Raw genomic sequence first — 13,171 nt, forward strand, 5'->3', positions numbered from 1 at the left:
AGTTTAGGCGGTGGCACCGGTTTAGGGGTAGGCGCGGCGCACGTGGCGGCCTGGTGGCACGTGCGGGGCAGTGCCAGAGCGCACTGGAACCTGCGGCGGCCAGGGCCGGCGCGCAACCGGTTCATGGGGCCTGCCATCGGCCGCTGGCCGGCATCGCGCCCGACGCGTACGCTGCGCGCACTCCTTCGAGCGAGCTGCGCAATGTCACTGCCCCGCCTGGTGATCGGCGACAAGACCCTGTCCTCCTGGTCGTTGCGGCCGTGGCTGTTGCTGCGGCATTTCCAGGTGCCGTTCGAAGAAGTCGCCTTGCCGTTGAACACGCCCGAATTCCAGGCCCGTATCGCCGGCTATTCGCCGACCCGGCTGGTGCCGGTGCTGTGGGATGGCACGCTGCATGTGTGGGATTCGCTGGCGATCTGCGAATACGTCAACGAGCGCTGGCTTGACGGCCGCGGCTGGCCGGCCGACCCGGCAGTGCGCGCGCAGGCCCGCGCCGCCGCCGCCGAAATGCACGGTGGCTTTGCCGCGCTGCGCAGCCAGCTGCCGATGGATCTGGCGCGTGTGCCCGCGCCCGCCCACTGGGATGCCGCCGCCGAGCGCGACATCGCGCGCATCCAGGCGCTGTGGGCCAGCCTGCGTGCCGAACACGGGCAGGGTGGTGCGTTCCTGTGCGGCGACTTCGGCATCGTCGATGCGATGTTCGCGCCGGTGGCATTGCGCTTTGCCAGCTACGGTGTGCCGCTGTTCGAAGCCGCCGGCGACTATCTGGCCGCGCTCGACAGCCTGCCGGCACTGCGCGAGTGGAAGCTGGATGCCGAACGCGAACGGCTGGGGCGCGGCTGAGCATGCAGATCGCCTATCGAGCCAGCCACATCATCGACGCCCATCTGGCCAAGCACGCGCTGGAAGATGCGGGCATCACCGCCTTCGTGTTCGGCGAATCGCTGCTGGGCGGTGCGGGCGAACTGCCGGCCTTCGGCGTGTTGCAGGTCTGCGTGGCAGACATGCATCTGAGCCAGGCGCAGGCGGTGCTGGCCGAGATCGGCCTGTGCGGCGAGGTCACGCGCGCGCTGTAACGGTGCGCGGCCCCCTGCGTTTGTCTGTGCTGCGCGTAGACATGCACCCGGGCGCGATGAGGTTTCCCAGGCAACGCCGGTCGCGCCCAGGTGCGCTCCGACGACGATCGCGAACGCAACAATAGGGGCGCGATTACTCCGGTTGACGCCAGCCCGGCGGCGCGGCATCGGGCGAGGCCAATGCCCGCAGGCGTTTGAACAACACCGTGGTTTCGGCCACGTTCCACACCCGCAACGCCACCTCGAAGGTGTCCAACGGCTTGGTCAGGAAGTCCTTGGCACCCAACCCGAGCGCGCGATGGCGGGCGCTGCGGCTGGGGTCTGCGGTGAGCACGATCACCGGCAGGAACTGCCCCGGGTCGGACAGGCGCGCCAGCTGCTCCAGCAACGCATAGCCGTCCAGTTCCGGCATCTTCAGATCCAGCAGGATCAGGTCCGGCGCGAATGCCGACACCAGGCCCATGACCCGTTGCGGGTCGGTGGTGGCGACCACCTGCTGGAAGCCTTCGCGTTGCAGCAGGTCTTCGAGCAGCCGCACATTGGCCGGCTCGTCGTCGACGATGAGGATGCGGGAGGCGAGGATGTCGTCGCGTGTCATGCCAGTAGCCTGTCGATCACGGCGAAGAATTCCGCCACATCGAGCGGTTTGGTCAGATAGGCGCGCACGCCCTGGTTGCCCACGCGCGCCAGCGTGGCAGAGGTCGCGTCGGCGCTGATCACCACCACCGGCACCGCGGCAGTAGCCGGCTGCGCCTGCAGGTCGCGCAGCAGTTCTTCGCCATTGCCATCGCTCAGGTGCAGGTCGAGCAGGATCAGGTCCGGCACCTCGTGCTGCAGCAGCGCACGCGCCTGCGCCAGGCTGGCCGCTTCCAGCAGCTGCCACTGCGGCCGCCGTTCGGTGAGCGTGCGGATCAGCGCCTGGTTGGAGGGGTTGTCTTCGATGCTCAGCAGGCGGCAGACACCGCTGCCAGCGTTGCTGGGCGGCAGCAGCGTGCGCGCAGGTTCGGCGCTCTGCGGCTCGCCTTGCGGCAGGGAAATCCAGAAACGCGCGCCGTCACGGCTGCTGTCCACGCCGATCTGCCCGCCCATGGCCTCGATCAGGCGCTTGCTCAGCGCCAGCCCCAGCCCGGTGCCTTCCACGGCCGAGCGTTCCGCGCCCAGCCGCTCAAACGGGGTGAACAGCCGTTCGATCTGCGCCGCCGTGAGCCCGGCGCCCTGGTCGGCAACCACGATGCGTACCTGATCGCCATCCGGCTGCGCGCTCACCTGTACCTGGCCGCCGGTGCGATTGAACTTGACCGCATTCGACAACAGGTTGAGCAGCACCTGGCGCAGGCGCTGCGCATCTGCGCGCACCGTCCAAGGGCCATCGATGGCGGGCGGCTGCAGGCTGATGCCGTGCTTGTCGGCGTCCGGCGCGATCAGGCCCAGTGCCTCGTGCACGGCGGCGCGTACCGCGATTGGTTCGGGGCTGAGATCCAGTTGATCGGCTTCGATGCGCGCGATGTCCAGCAGCTCGGTGATCAGGCCGAGCAGGTGCCGGCCGGCGCCCAGGATGTGCTGCAGGTGACGGCGGTGGCCCGGTTCGGGCAAATCCATCTCCAGAACCTGCGCATAGCCCAGGATGGCGTTGAGCGGGGTGCGCAGTTCATGGCTGCTGCGCGAGAGGAATTCGGTCTTCGCGCGGTTGGCGGTCTCGGCCTCGCGGCGGGCCAGTTGTGCTTCGTTGGCGCGTGCGGCCAGCAGTTCGCTGGCCTGTGCCAGGCGTTGGCCGACCTGCCCGAGTTCATCGCCGGCACGCGGCTGCGCGGCCAGCGGCAGCCCTTCACCGAGCCGGTCGGCATTGGCCGCCAGCGTACGCAGGCGCCCGGACAAGGCCGAGGCGAACCACGCCACCGCGAACACCGCGCCCAGGCCGCCGAGCATCGCCGCGCTCAGGGTGATGATGAGATTGCGCTGGCGCAGCCCCTGCGCCTTGGCGGTGCGTACCTGCAATTGCGCGGTTTCGTAATTGCGCAGTTCGCGCAATTCAGCGCGCAGGATGTCGAGTTTGTACTTGCCATCCCACAATTGGCGGATCTCTTCCTCGCGGCTCAGATCCGGTGCGAGCAGGCGGCGCCAGCCCTGCATCTTTTCGGCGAACAACGGCTTGATGCGCGCAAAACGCTGCGCCTGCACCGGGTCGGTAATGCGTTGCGACAGCCGCTCGGCCACGCGTTGCAGGCGCGGCTCCGCGTCGCGGTACGGGGTGAGGAATTCATCGCGGCGCACCAGCCGATACCCGCGCACACCGGCGGCGGTTTCGGCCAGCAGCGCGTGCGCTTCGTACAGATCGCTCAGCACTTCCAGGGTCTGCCGCACATCGTTTTCGGCGGCGATGTTCTGCCGCTCCACGCTGTAGATCGCCATCAAGGCCACGGCCAGCAGCAGCAGCGGCAGGGTGACCACCGCCAGGCTCTTGCGGGTGATCGGCCAATCGTTCCATCGCACCGCCAGAGCATTCATTGCGCAAGTCCTGCGTGGACCGCGTACACCGCGGCCTGGGTGCGATCTTTTACCTCAAGTTTCTGCAGGATTCGCTCGACGTGCACTTTGACCGTGCCGGGAGAAATCCCCAGTTCAGCTGCCAGCGTCGCGTTGGTGAGCCCGCGCGGCAGCAGCGAGAGCACCTGTTTTTCGCGCTTGCTCAGGGCACTCAGGCGGTCGTCCTGCACCGCTTTGCGCCGCCGCGTGGCGACCGGCTTGGCTGGCTCGGCGACTATCGCCGGCAACAACAGCGCAAAGGCCTGCAATGCCTGCAGGTCGTCGCTGCCCGGCGCCAGGCGGCCGTCGTTCCAGGCCACGCACACCATGCCCAGGGTGGTGCCGAGCAGCTGGATCGGCAGCCTTGCATCACGCGCTTCGGGTGGGCGAGGCGGCATCAGCCAGGCGGCTTCATGGCTGTCACCAGGGGCGCTGGCGCCGGGCGGCAGGGCGCGGCCCCTGCTGGCAAACACCTGCGCGCGTGGCCCGCGCTGCGCCAGCACCGCGCCATCTTCCAGCCCCAGCAGCAACAGCACGCGGCCCAGCACCGCATCGCAAGCCTGTTCTGGCGTACTGGCGCTGCGCAGCGCCGCGCTGGCCTCCTGCAGCGCCTGCCAGCGTGCGCTGTCGGAGGCGTCGCGGCGTAGCGCCAGGCGCCAATCGCCTGCATTGGTTGGGGTTTCCATATCCGAGCTCTAGGCCGATCAGCATATTTGAGTATATGCCACCCGGCAGAATTGTTGGGCTCGCTGGATTTCGATACTGGGCTCGCCCACTGAGGCAACCCCCATCACTCAACGGAGATACCCCATGCGTCGCACCCTGTTCTCTCTGGTTCTGGCTCTGGCTGCCACCCCGGCGCTGGCTGGCGGCGTGATGCACTACACCGACAAGGCCGCGCTGCCCGCCGATGGCGAAGCGCGCGAAGTGGCTGCGCTGTTCGACACCTGGAACGCGGCCCTGGCCACCGGCAACCCGCACAAGGTGGCCGACCTGTACGCCCCGGACGGCGTGCTATTGCCGACGGTCTCCAACGAAGTACGCGCCTCGCGCGAGCAGATCGAAAACTACTTCGAGATGTTCCTGACCAAAAAGCCGAAGGGCGTCATCAACTACCGCACCGTGCGCCTGCTCGATGACGACAGCGCGGTGGACGCGGGTGTGTACACCTTCACGCTCACCGACAAGAGCGGCAAGAAGAGCGATGTACAGGCCCGCTACACCTTCGTGTACGAAAAGCGCGATGGCAAGTGGCTGATCATCAACCACCACAGCTCGGCCATGCCGGAAGTGGATACCGCCACCGCCACCGCTGCGGTCACCAAGGCGAAGTGAGGTGCAATCGCCGGGAGCGGCTTGAAAGCCGCTCCCACTGGCGCCATCCAGCAGGCAACCCTCAAACACGCGGGAGTTGCACCATGTTGGGAATCGGCGCCTTCAAACAACGCATGCCACGGCCCGGCGAAGCACTACCGGGACGCACCCAGGCGTTGCCCCTGCACAACACGCACCTGATCAACGGCCACCCGTTGCGTGGTGAGTTCACCGGCCTGGCCCAGGTGCAATTCGGGCTCGGCTGCTTCTGGGGCGCGGAACGCAAGTTCTGGAACGTGCCTGGGGTCTACACCACGGCGGTGGGTTACGCCGGCGGCGAAACACCGAACGCGACGTATTCGGAGGTGTGCTCAGGGCAGACCGGCCATACCGAGGCGGTGCTGGTGGTGTACGACGCGCAGGCGGTGTCGTTCGAACAATTGCTGCGCACGTTCTGGGAAAGCCACGATCCAACCCAGGGCATGCAGCAGGGCAACGATGTCGGTACGCAATACCGCTCGGCGATCTACTGCAGCACGCAAGCGCAATACGACGCGGCCATTGCCAGCCGCGATGCCTACCAGCAGCAGTTGACCGCAGCCGGTTATGGCGACATCACCACGGAGATCCGTTACCCGGCGCCCACGTTCTATTACGCCGAAGACGATCACCAGCAGTATCTCGCCAAGCACCCCAATGGCTATTGCGGGCTTGGCGGAACGGGAGTGAGCTGCCCGATCGGGCTGGATGCCTGAGCGGAAAGGCGAGGCCGGATCCAAGCGCTGCCATGTGATCGTGGCGTGCCGATGGCCATAGTGACCGGCAGCGTTTTCACGATCAGGCAGCGCATGGGAGTGCATGCCAGGCAACTTGCAATGGCTACGCCGGAGACGGCGTGGCCATCTTTTTGTGTGCCAGTTGCGGTGGCCGACCTGCGGTGGGACGCTGGTTGCGTGCTGGTGTATGCGGCCGGCTGCAAGGCGCGTGCGTCACGCACTGGCGTCGGGTGCGTGGACGCAGGTCGGTAACGCCACTAAAGGTAGTCGCAGTGGCCTGGTACCAGCTGATGGCAAGCCTCCAGCACGCGAGCAGCAACTACGTTTCCACAGCGTTCTGGGATGCCGTCACTGAATGCGCACTTCTCGCACATGCGTGGCACGAACCACCCCAGCCGTGGAAGGCGCATTTCTCGCTGATTGGCGAGCCGCCCCCACAAGCTCGGTGCCGGCATATCGCAGAAGGGCGTGTCCTGTTACGTCAACAGCCGCTGCTGCTAGACGAATTCGCCCGAGAACATGCCGCGCAGTTGTGCCAACAGCTCGGTGCGCTCCGGATGCAGGGTGCGCATGCAGGTCACCGCAAACCCCACCGGGCTGGTGCCGGGCGCGGTGATCACGCCGTCGGCGCTGACCACTTTCTCGTGCCGGTAATGCGCAGCGCCGGCGTACGGCACCACGTGCTCCTGCAAGAACGCCAGCGAATTGCTGGTGTGCGGCCGCTCGTCGAGCAGACCCGCATACGCCAGTGCGATGGTGGCTCCGCAGATGGCCGCAATCGGGCGCTGCTGTTGCACGCGTTCGCATAGCACGCCGCTCAGCCCGGGAATCTCACCGGCTTGCCAGCGCTCGCTGCCTGGCAGGATCCACAGATCGGCGTCCAGCGGTGCCAGATCCGAGAGCGCAAATTCCGGCGTGATGCGCAAGCCGCCGATCGAGTGCACCGGCTGTCCGTCGATGCTGGCGATGGCGACCTGGTCGCCTAACCACTCGCGCGCCGCAGGCAGGACCACGCCGATTTCCCAGTCGGCGACACCGTCGACCATCACCACTGCGATGTTTGCCATTGTCCGTTTCGTCCGTTGAGGAATCCGGATTCTAGGCAGCGGCCCGTCAGATGTTGTGAGCGTGTTGTCGAAACAGCAACGCGCCGGTTGCTGGGGTTCTGCGCCGCCGGGTCGGCACGCGCCAGGAGGCTTACGCGCTATTGGTAGATCGCGCTGGGCTGCAGGTCATCGATCGGCGGCGGTCTGTGCGCGATACGAATCAGCCGCTAGTGCCACAAACAAAAACGCCTGCGGGCCATGCCGCAGGCGTTGGAGGTGACGCAACAACGGGAACGATCAGCCGGCGAGCTTGTCGGCGATGGTCTTGCGCAGTGCTTCCAGGTCCTTGGCGAAGGTGTCGATGCCGCTGGCCAGCTTCTCGGTGGCCATGTCGTCAGCGGCCAAGTCGGTGGCGAAGCTGTCGCTGTTGATCGGCGTGATGGCCGTATTGTCCGCATTCAACGGCGACAGCTTGCGCGGCAGGTCGCCGTGGTCGGCGTCAAGCTTCTCCAGCAGGTCCGGCGAGATGGTCAGGCGGTCGCAGCCGGCCAGCGCCTCGATCTGTGCAGTGGAGCGGAACGAGGCGCCCATTACCACAGTGGAGGAGCCGCGGCGCTTGAACTCGTCGTAGACACCGCGCACGAACACCACGCCCGGATCTTCGTCGATGCTGGCCGGGGTCTGGCCCTTGGCAACAAAGAAATCCAGGATGCGGCCGACAAACGGCGAGATCAGGAACACACCGGCCTCGGCACAGGCCAGCGCCTGCGAGCGGTTGAAGATCAGCGTCAGGTTGCAGTCGATGCCTTCCTGCTGCAGTTGGCGCGCGGCTTCGATGCCTTCCCAGGTGGCGGCGATCTTGATCAGGATCTTGTCCTTGGACACGCCACGCTCGGCGTACATCGCGATGAACTTGCGTGCCTTGGCGATGGTGGCCTGGGTGTCGTGCGCCAGGTCCGCGTCCACTTCGGTGGACACGCGGCCGGGTACCAGTTCCGACAACATGGTGCCCACGCCGACGGTCAGGCGATCGGCCACTTCGTTGATGGTGCTGTTGCGGTCTTCGCCACCGTGCGCACGGCCCCAGGCCAGCTCGCGCTCGATCAGGTCGGCATACACCGGCAGATCCAGGGCTTTCTTGACCAGGGTGGGATTGGTGGTGCAATCGACCGGCTTGAGCCGCTTGATCGCGTCGTAGTCGCCCGTATCGGCAACGACAACGGACAGGTCACGCAGTTGGGCAAGCTTGGAGGGGGATGCAGTCATGCGGGTTCTCTCGAATCGTGGAACGGGTCGGGGATAGGACGCAGCGCGTTACGTTAGCGCGCTCAGCGACGGAAGTCGCCCGCCGCTTCGGGCTGGTCGTGCACGGCGGTCACGCGCAAGCGCAGGTCGCGTCCGCCGGGTGCGCGCCAATCGATGGACTGGCCGACCGACAGGCCGAGCAAGGCGGTGCCCACCGGCGCCAGCACCGAGATGCGGCTGTGTTGGACATCGGCTTCGTGCGGGTACACGAGGGTGAGCGTGTGACGTTCGCCATGCAGCTCGTCTTCGCATTCGATGCGTGAGTGCATGGTGACGACATCGCCGGGAATCTGTTCGGGCGGCACGACGCGTGCGCGGCCCAGTTCGTCGGCCAGCGCAGCGGCGGCCGGATGGTTGTTCAACGCGGAAGACTCGAGCATCGCTTCAAGGCGGGCGAGGTCGTGGCTGGACACCAGAATGGATGGTGGCAAGCCGCTGTGGTGTTGCGAGGTCATGGCAATCTCCTGACAAGGGCAGCGGACGCACGGTGCGCCCTCCAACAACAGGTGAGGGCGGCGCGGCGTGACCACAATGCAGGCGGGCACATCGCACCGGTCACGCGTTGCCAGTAGGCGCCGGCATCAGCGGTAAAGAGTGGACAAGCAAAAGGCGACCTGCGTGCCGCCTTCGTCCATTGTCGACAAGATTGCGTTGTGAAGCGACCGCGGCAGTGCGCGGCCTTCAGGCGGCGACAGCTTTCGGGCCGCTTGCCGGCTGGTCCAGCGTAAACAGGCTGTCCGGCAATTCCTTGAAGATCTGCGAAAGCTGCTCCAGGAACGCCGTCATTGCCGAGCTGCGCCGCCACGCCATGGCGATGCGCCGGTTGGGCTGCTTGTCTTCGCGGAAGCGGATCAGGCGGATGTTTTCCGAGCGTGCCACCGGCGGCTTGACCGCCAGCATCGGCAGCAGGGTGACGCCGACATTGGCCGCCACCATCTGGCGCAGGGTTTCCAGGCTGGTGGCCTGGAATTCGGACTTTTCCAGCGCGCCGGCAAGATGGCACACGTCCAGCGCCTGTTCGCGCAGGCAGTGGCCGTCTTCGAGCAGCAACAGGCGCTGCTCGGAGAGATCGTCCAGCGTCATGCTGTCGTGCCGTGACAGCGGGTGGCCTTCCGGCACCGCCAGCACGAAGGGTTCTTCGAACAGGAATTCGGCATGCAATTGCTCGTCCTGCAGGGGCAGGGCCAGCAGTGCGGCGTCCATACGGCCTTCGCGCAACTGGTGGATGAGCTGGTCGCTTTTTTCTTCGATCAACAGCAGCTCCAGGCGCGGAAAACGCTCGCGGATGCGTGGCACCACATGCGGCAGCAGATACGGCGCCAGGGTGGGGAAGATGCCCAGGCGCACGGTGCCCGCTTCCGGGTCCTGGCTGCGGCGGGCGGCTTCCTTCATCTGTTCCACTTCGGCCACGATGCTGCGCGCGCGCATGGCGGCTTCGCGGCCTGCCGGGGTGAGCATCACCTTGCGCGGCGCGCGTTCGACCAGCGGCACACCGAGCTCGTCTTCCAGCTTCTTGATCTGGGTGGACAAGGTGGGCTGGCTCACGAAACAGGCGGTGGCGGCACGGCCAAAGTGCTTGTGGTCGGCCAGGGCTACCAGGTATTTCAGGTCACGCAGATTCATGTGCAGCAGCCCTCGTGGCTGTGACGTGGAACGGACTGGACCAACCGCAGCTTAGCGCCCGGGCGGGCCGGGCGCTGGCTGAGCTCACGCTTACGCAGCCTGGGCCACGTCGGCGCTGACCGGTGCGCTGGAGCGAATCAGGTAATCGAACGCGCTCAGTGCAGCCTTGGAACCTTCGCCCATCGCGATCACGATCTGCTTGTACGGCACCGTGGTCGCATCGCCGGCCGCGAACACGCCCGGCACATTGGTCTGGCCGCGGTCGTCGACGATGATCTCGCCGCGCGGGGACAACTCCACCGTGCCACGCAGGAACTCGGTGTTGGGCAGCAGGCCGATCTGCACGAACACACCTTCCAGGTCGATGTGCTGCGTATCGCCGCCGGTGCGGTCCTTGTAGACCAGGCCGGTGACCTTCTGACCATCGCCCAGCACTTCGGTGGTCTGCGCGCTGGTGATGATGCGCACGTTGTGCAGGCTGCGCAGCTTGCGCTGCAGCACTTCGTCGGCGCGCAGCTTGTCGTCGAATTCCACCAACGTGACATGCGCCACGATGCCGGCCAGATCGATCGCCGCTTCCACGCCTGAATTGCCGCCACCGATCACCGCCACGCGCTTGCCCTTGAACAGCGGGCCATCGCAATGCGGGCAGTAGGCCACGCCCTTGTTCTTGTACTGGTCTTCGCCCGGCACATTCATCTGCCTCCAGCGCGCGCCGGTGGACAGGATCACGGTCTTGCTCTTGAGCGATGCGCCATTGGCTAGCTTGATTTCGACCAGGCCATCGGCACCGGCCGGGATCAGCTGCTCGGCACGCTGCAGATTCATGATGTCCACGTCGTACTGGCGCACGTGCTGCTCAAGCGCGGCAGCCATCTTCGGGCCTTCGGTTTCCGGCACCGAGATGAAGTTTTCGATCGACATCGTGTCCAGTACCTGACCACCGAAACGCTCTGCAGCCACGCCGGTGCGGATGCCCTTGCGTGCGGCATAGACCGCTGCTGCCGAGCCGGCCGGGCCACCGCCGACCACCAACACGTCGAAGGCGTCCTTGGCGGCGATCTTGGCGGCATCGCGCTTGGCTGCATTGGTGTCGAGCTTGGCGACGATCTGCTCCAGCGTCATGCGGCCCTGGTCGAACAGTTCACCGTTCAAGTACACGGTGGGCACCGACATGATCTGGCGGGTTTCCACCTCGTCCTGGAACAGCGCGCCATCGATGGCCACGTGCTTGATGCGCGGGTTCAGCACCGCGGCCAGGTTCAGCGCCTGCACCACGTCCGGGCAGTTCTGGCACGACAGCGAGAAATAGGTTTCGAACTGGTAGTCGCCATCCAGATGCTGCACCTGCTCGATCAGCTCGGCAGTGGCCTTGGAAGGGTGGCCGCCGACCTGCAGCAGCGCCAGCACCAGCGAGGTGAATTCGTGCCCCATCGGCAGGCCGGCAAAGCGCACCGAAATGTCCTGGCCCGGCGTGGTCAGCGCGAACGAGGGCTTGCGCTGATTGTCGTCGCGGTGCACGTCCAGGCTGATCTTGTCCGAGAGCAGCACCAGATCCTCGAGCAGCTCGAGCATCTCGCGCGCCTTGGGGGTGTCGTCGATCGAGGCATGGATCTGGATCGGCCGCGTGACCCGTTCCAGGTAGGCGGTCAGCTGGGTCTTGAGGTTGGCATCCAACATGGAAAACTCCTGGGAATGGGCAAGGGGAGGGCAGGGCGTCGCTGCGCATGCGCAGGTCGCCTGGGGAGGAAGGGGATGAACCGCAGCCGGCGCGAAGGCGGGGTGCGTGCTGGCGGTGGCTGGCGGGCAGCCCGGCACCGGCTCCGGTTCACCCCCGGCCCGGAAACCGGGCCAGGGATGTGAGGCGGCTTAGATCTTGCCGACCAGGTCCAGCGACGGAGCCAAGGTCTTGGCGCCTTCCTTCCACTTGGCCGGGCAGACCTGGCCAGGATTGTTGGCCACGAACTGTGCCGCGGTCAGCTTGCGCAGCGTCTCGGTGACGTCGCGGGCGATGGAGTTGTCGTGGATTTCCAGGGTCTTGATCACGCCTTCCGGGTTGATGATGAAGGTGCCGCGCAGGGCAAGGCCTTCTTCCTCAATGTGCACGCCGAACGCGCGGGTCAGCTTGTGGGCCGGATCGCCGATCAGCGGGAACTGCGCCTTGCCCACGGCCGGGGAGGTTTCGTGCCACACCTTGTGCGAGAAGTGCGTGTCGGTGGTGACGATGTACACCTCGGCGCCGGCCTTCTGGAACGCGGCGTAGTTGTCAGCGGCGTCTTCCACTTCGGTCGGGCAGTTGAAGGTGAAGGCGGCCGGCATGAAGATCAGCACCGACCACTTGCCCTTCAGGCTTGCTTCGGTGACCTCAATGAAGTTGCCGTTGTGGTACGCGTTCGCCTTGAAGGGCTGGACCTGGGTGTTGATGAGAGACATTGAGTTTCCTCTTGCGGTGAAAGGGGTTGGGGGACGGAACAGGCGCCATGGTAGGCAGGATCAATAGATATCTCAAATCGATTGATGGAATTACATAGATAGTCTGCGGCTATCAAAACGCCAGGCTGGCTCTGGCGTGCGCACCTGCGGCCATCCCCGATAATGGTCGGCCGATGTTTCGCACAAGTGAAGTTGCTGCATGTCTGAGGCTCCCGCCGTCATGTCCGCCGAACAGCTGCTGCGTGAGGCCGCCACCCGCATTGCGCGCAGCGACGCCGAGCCCTTGCTGCTGCATGCGCTTGGGCGCGACCGCGCCTGGTTGTTCGCGCATGGGCGCGATCCGGTGCCGGCTGAGCAGGCGCAGCGCTTCGGCGCGCTGGTGGAGCGAAGGCAGCAGGGAGAGCCGGTGGCCTACCTGACCGGCTCGCGCGGGTTCTGGACCCTGGACCTGGCGGTCTCCACCGCCACGCTGATCCCGCGCGCCGATACCGAAACGCTGGTGGAGCTGGCGCTGGAACGCCTGGAGCTGACTGCCGGCGTCCGGGTGGCCGATCTGGGCACCGGCAGCGGCGCGATTGCGCTGGCGATTGCCAGCGAGCGGCCGCACGCGCAGTTGGTCGCCACCGATGCCAGTGCCGACGCCCTGGCCATTGCCCGGCACAACGCGCACGCGCATGGGCTGCACAACGTGGAGTGCCGCCTGGGCCACTGGCTGCAACCGCTGGCCGGCGAGCGGTTCGATCTGATCGCCAGCAATCCGCCCTACATCGCCGCTGCGGACCCGCATCTGCAGCAGGGCGATCTGCGCTACGAGCCCGCGAGCGCGCTGGCCTCCGGCAGCGACGGCCTGGATGACATCCGTCTGATCGTGGCCGACGCGCCGGCCCATCTACTGGCAGGCGGCTGGCTGCTGCTTGAGCACGGCTGGGACCAGGGCGAGGCGGTGGCAGCGCTATTGTCCGCGCGTGGATTTGCGGCGGTGGCGAGCCACCAGGACCTGGAGCAGCGCGACCGCGTCACGCTGGGGCAGTGGCCGCAGGCTGCGGGGTGATCCCGGCGCATGCGGCAGCGGTTC

14 protein-coding genes are annotated in these 13,171 nt (G+C 66.3%); 5 read left to right on the forward strand and 9 right to left on the reverse strand.

Going from position 1 to position 13,171, the window contains the following annotated elements:
• The first annotated feature begins 201 nt into the window (after positions 1-201).
• Entirely contained in the window at positions 202-843 is a 642-nt protein-coding gene (locus QRM89_RS18215) for a glutathione S-transferase family protein (protein WP_103699476.1), read from the forward strand.
• A gap of 2 nt (positions 844-845) precedes the next feature.
• The gene (locus tag QRM89_RS18220; protein ID WP_012439155.1) at positions 846-1,076 is read left to right on the forward strand and encodes a DUF2007 domain-containing protein; all 231 of its coding nucleotides are present in this window, start codon (positions 846-848) and stop codon (positions 1,074-1,076) included.
• A 133-nt stretch (positions 1,077-1,209) separates the two neighbouring features.
• On the opposite strand, the gene QRM89_RS18225 is transcribed toward QRM89_RS18220, so the two are convergent.
• Genes QRM89_RS18225 through QRM89_RS18235 form a run of 3 tightly spaced genes read right to left on the reverse strand, consistent with a single transcriptional unit; the run spans position 1,210 to position 4,285 of the window.
• Entirely contained in the window at positions 1,210-1,674 is a 465-nt protein-coding gene (locus QRM89_RS18225) for a response regulator (protein WP_011036060.1), read from the reverse strand.
• A complete protein-coding gene (locus tag QRM89_RS18230; protein ID WP_050911687.1) occupies positions 1,671-3,581 on the reverse strand; it encodes an ATP-binding protein in 1,911 nt (636 codons plus the stop codon). Before QRM89_RS18230 ends, QRM89_RS18225 begins: the two co-directional genes overlap by 4 nt.
• Positions 3,578-4,285: a response regulator transcription factor gene (locus QRM89_RS18235; RefSeq protein WP_103699479.1), complete on the reverse strand. Its 708-nt coding sequence runs from the start codon at positions 4,283-4,285 to the stop codon at positions 3,578-3,580. Before QRM89_RS18235 ends, QRM89_RS18230 begins: the two co-directional genes overlap by 4 nt.
• Positions 4,286-4,409: 124 nt before the next feature.
• Here QRM89_RS18235 and QRM89_RS18240 point away from each other — a divergent pair, with 124 nt between their 5' ends.
• Entirely contained in the window at positions 4,410-4,934 is a 525-nt protein-coding gene (locus QRM89_RS18240) for a calcium/calmodulin-dependent protein kinase type II (RefSeq protein ID WP_076056430.1), read from the forward strand.
• Positions 4,935-5,017: 83 nt separating this feature from the next.
• Entirely contained in the window at positions 5,018-5,668 is a 651-nt protein-coding gene (msrA, locus tag QRM89_RS18245; RefSeq protein WP_042596344.1) for a peptide-methionine (S)-S-oxide reductase MsrA, read from the forward strand.
• 518 nt (positions 5,669-6,186) lie between these two features.
• On the opposite strand, the gene QRM89_RS18250 is transcribed toward msrA, so the two are convergent.
• The 6 genes from QRM89_RS18250 to ahpC all read right to left on the reverse strand — a co-directional run bounded on the left by QRM89_RS18250 (position 6,187) and on the right by ahpC (position 12,096).
• The gene (locus QRM89_RS18250) at positions 6,187-6,756 is read right to left on the reverse strand and encodes a type 1 glutamine amidotransferase family protein (protein ID WP_285448657.1); all 570 of its coding nucleotides are present in this window, start codon (positions 6,754-6,756) and stop codon (positions 6,187-6,189) included.
• A gap of 276 nt (positions 6,757-7,032) precedes the next feature.
• The gene (locus QRM89_RS18255) at positions 7,033-8,001 is read right to left on the reverse strand and encodes a transaldolase (RefSeq protein WP_285448658.1); all 969 of its coding nucleotides are present in this window, start codon (positions 7,999-8,001) and stop codon (positions 7,033-7,035) included.
• 62 nt (positions 8,002-8,063) lie between these two features.
• Positions 8,064-8,495, reverse strand: coding sequence for a nucleoside diphosphate kinase regulator (rnk, locus tag QRM89_RS18260; RefSeq protein WP_285448659.1), 432 nt, complete (start codon positions 8,493-8,495; stop codon positions 8,064-8,066).
• A gap of 226 nt (positions 8,496-8,721) precedes the next feature.
• On the reverse strand, positions 8,722-9,663 hold the full coding sequence (locus QRM89_RS18265; protein ID WP_011036068.1) for a LysR substrate-binding domain-containing protein: 942 nt from the start codon (positions 9,661-9,663) through the stop codon (positions 8,722-8,724).
• A gap of 90 nt (positions 9,664-9,753) precedes the next feature.
• Positions 9,754-11,343 carry an alkyl hydroperoxide reductase subunit F gene (ahpF, locus tag QRM89_RS18270; protein WP_076056427.1) on the reverse strand — a complete coding sequence of 530 codons (1,590 nt, stop codon included), beginning with the start codon at positions 11,341-11,343 and terminating at the stop codon, positions 9,754-9,756.
• Between the two features lie 189 nt (positions 11,344-11,532).
• Positions 11,533-12,096, reverse strand: coding sequence for an alkyl hydroperoxide reductase subunit C (ahpC, locus tag QRM89_RS18275; RefSeq protein WP_011036070.1), 564 nt, complete (start codon positions 12,094-12,096; stop codon positions 11,533-11,535).
• Between the two features lie 199 nt (positions 12,097-12,295).
• Here ahpC and prmC point away from each other — a divergent pair, with 199 nt between their 5' ends.
• Complete coding sequence (gene prmC / locus QRM89_RS18280) at positions 12,296-13,147, forward strand: peptide chain release factor N(5)-glutamine methyltransferase (protein ID WP_285448660.1); 852 nt, start codon at positions 12,296-12,298, stop codon at positions 13,145-13,147.
• The last annotated feature ends 24 nt before the right edge of the window (positions 13,148-13,171 follow it).

The organism is Xanthomonas sp. LMC-A-07, from assembly GCF_030208825.1.
GTDB lineage: Bacteria > Pseudomonadota > Gammaproteobacteria > Xanthomonadales > Xanthomonadaceae > Xanthomonas > Xanthomonas campestris.

What these genes read in the sequence shown, in the direction of transcription:
- QRM89_RS18235 (WP_103699479.1), bottom strand. Translation starts at nt 4,285, where the DNA reads ATGGAAACCCCAACCAATGCAGGCGATTGGCGCCTGGCGCTACGCCGC.
- ahpF (WP_076056427.1), bottom strand. Translation starts at nt 11,343, where the DNA reads ATGTTGGATGCCAACCTCAAGACCCAGCTGACCGCCTACCTGGAACGG.
- ahpC (WP_011036070.1), bottom strand. Translation starts at nt 12,096, where the DNA reads ATGTCTCTCATCAACACCCAGGTCCAGCCCTTCAAGGCGAACGCGTAC.
- QRM89_RS18215 (WP_103699476.1), top strand. Translation starts at nt 202, where the DNA reads ATGTCACTGCCCCGCCTGGTGATCGGCGACAAGACCCTGTCCTCCTGG.
- QRM89_RS18265 (WP_011036068.1), bottom strand. Translation starts at nt 9,663, where the DNA reads ATGAATCTGCGTGACCTGAAATACCTGGTAGCCCTGGCCGACCACAAG.
- QRM89_RS18255 (WP_285448658.1), bottom strand. Translation starts at nt 8,001, where the DNA reads ATGACTGCATCCCCCTCCAAGCTTGCCCAACTGCGTGACCTGTCCGTT.
- QRM89_RS18220 (WP_012439155.1), top strand. Translation starts at nt 846, where the DNA reads ATGCAGATCGCCTATCGAGCCAGCCACATCATCGACGCCCATCTGGCC.
- rnk (WP_285448659.1), bottom strand. Translation starts at nt 8,495, where the DNA reads ATGACCTCGCAACACCACAGCGGCTTGCCACCATCCATTCTGGTGTCC.
- QRM89_RS18250 (WP_285448657.1), bottom strand. Translation starts at nt 6,756, where the DNA reads ATGGCAAACATCGCAGTGGTGATGGTCGACGGTGTCGCCGACTGGGAA.
- QRM89_RS18240 (WP_076056430.1), top strand. Translation starts at nt 4,410, where the DNA reads ATGCGTCGCACCCTGTTCTCTCTGGTTCTGGCTCTGGCTGCCACCCCG.
- msrA (WP_042596344.1), top strand. Translation starts at nt 5,018, where the DNA reads ATGTTGGGAATCGGCGCCTTCAAACAACGCATGCCACGGCCCGGCGAA.
- QRM89_RS18225 (WP_011036060.1), bottom strand. Translation starts at nt 1,674, where the DNA reads ATGACACGCGACGACATCCTCGCCTCCCGCATCCTCATCGTCGACGAC.
- QRM89_RS18230 (WP_050911687.1), bottom strand. Translation starts at nt 3,581, where the DNA reads ATGAATGCTCTGGCGGTGCGATGGAACGATTGGCCGATCACCCGCAAG.
- prmC (WP_285448660.1), top strand. Translation starts at nt 12,296, where the DNA reads ATGTCTGAGGCTCCCGCCGTCATGTCCGCCGAACAGCTGCTGCGTGAG.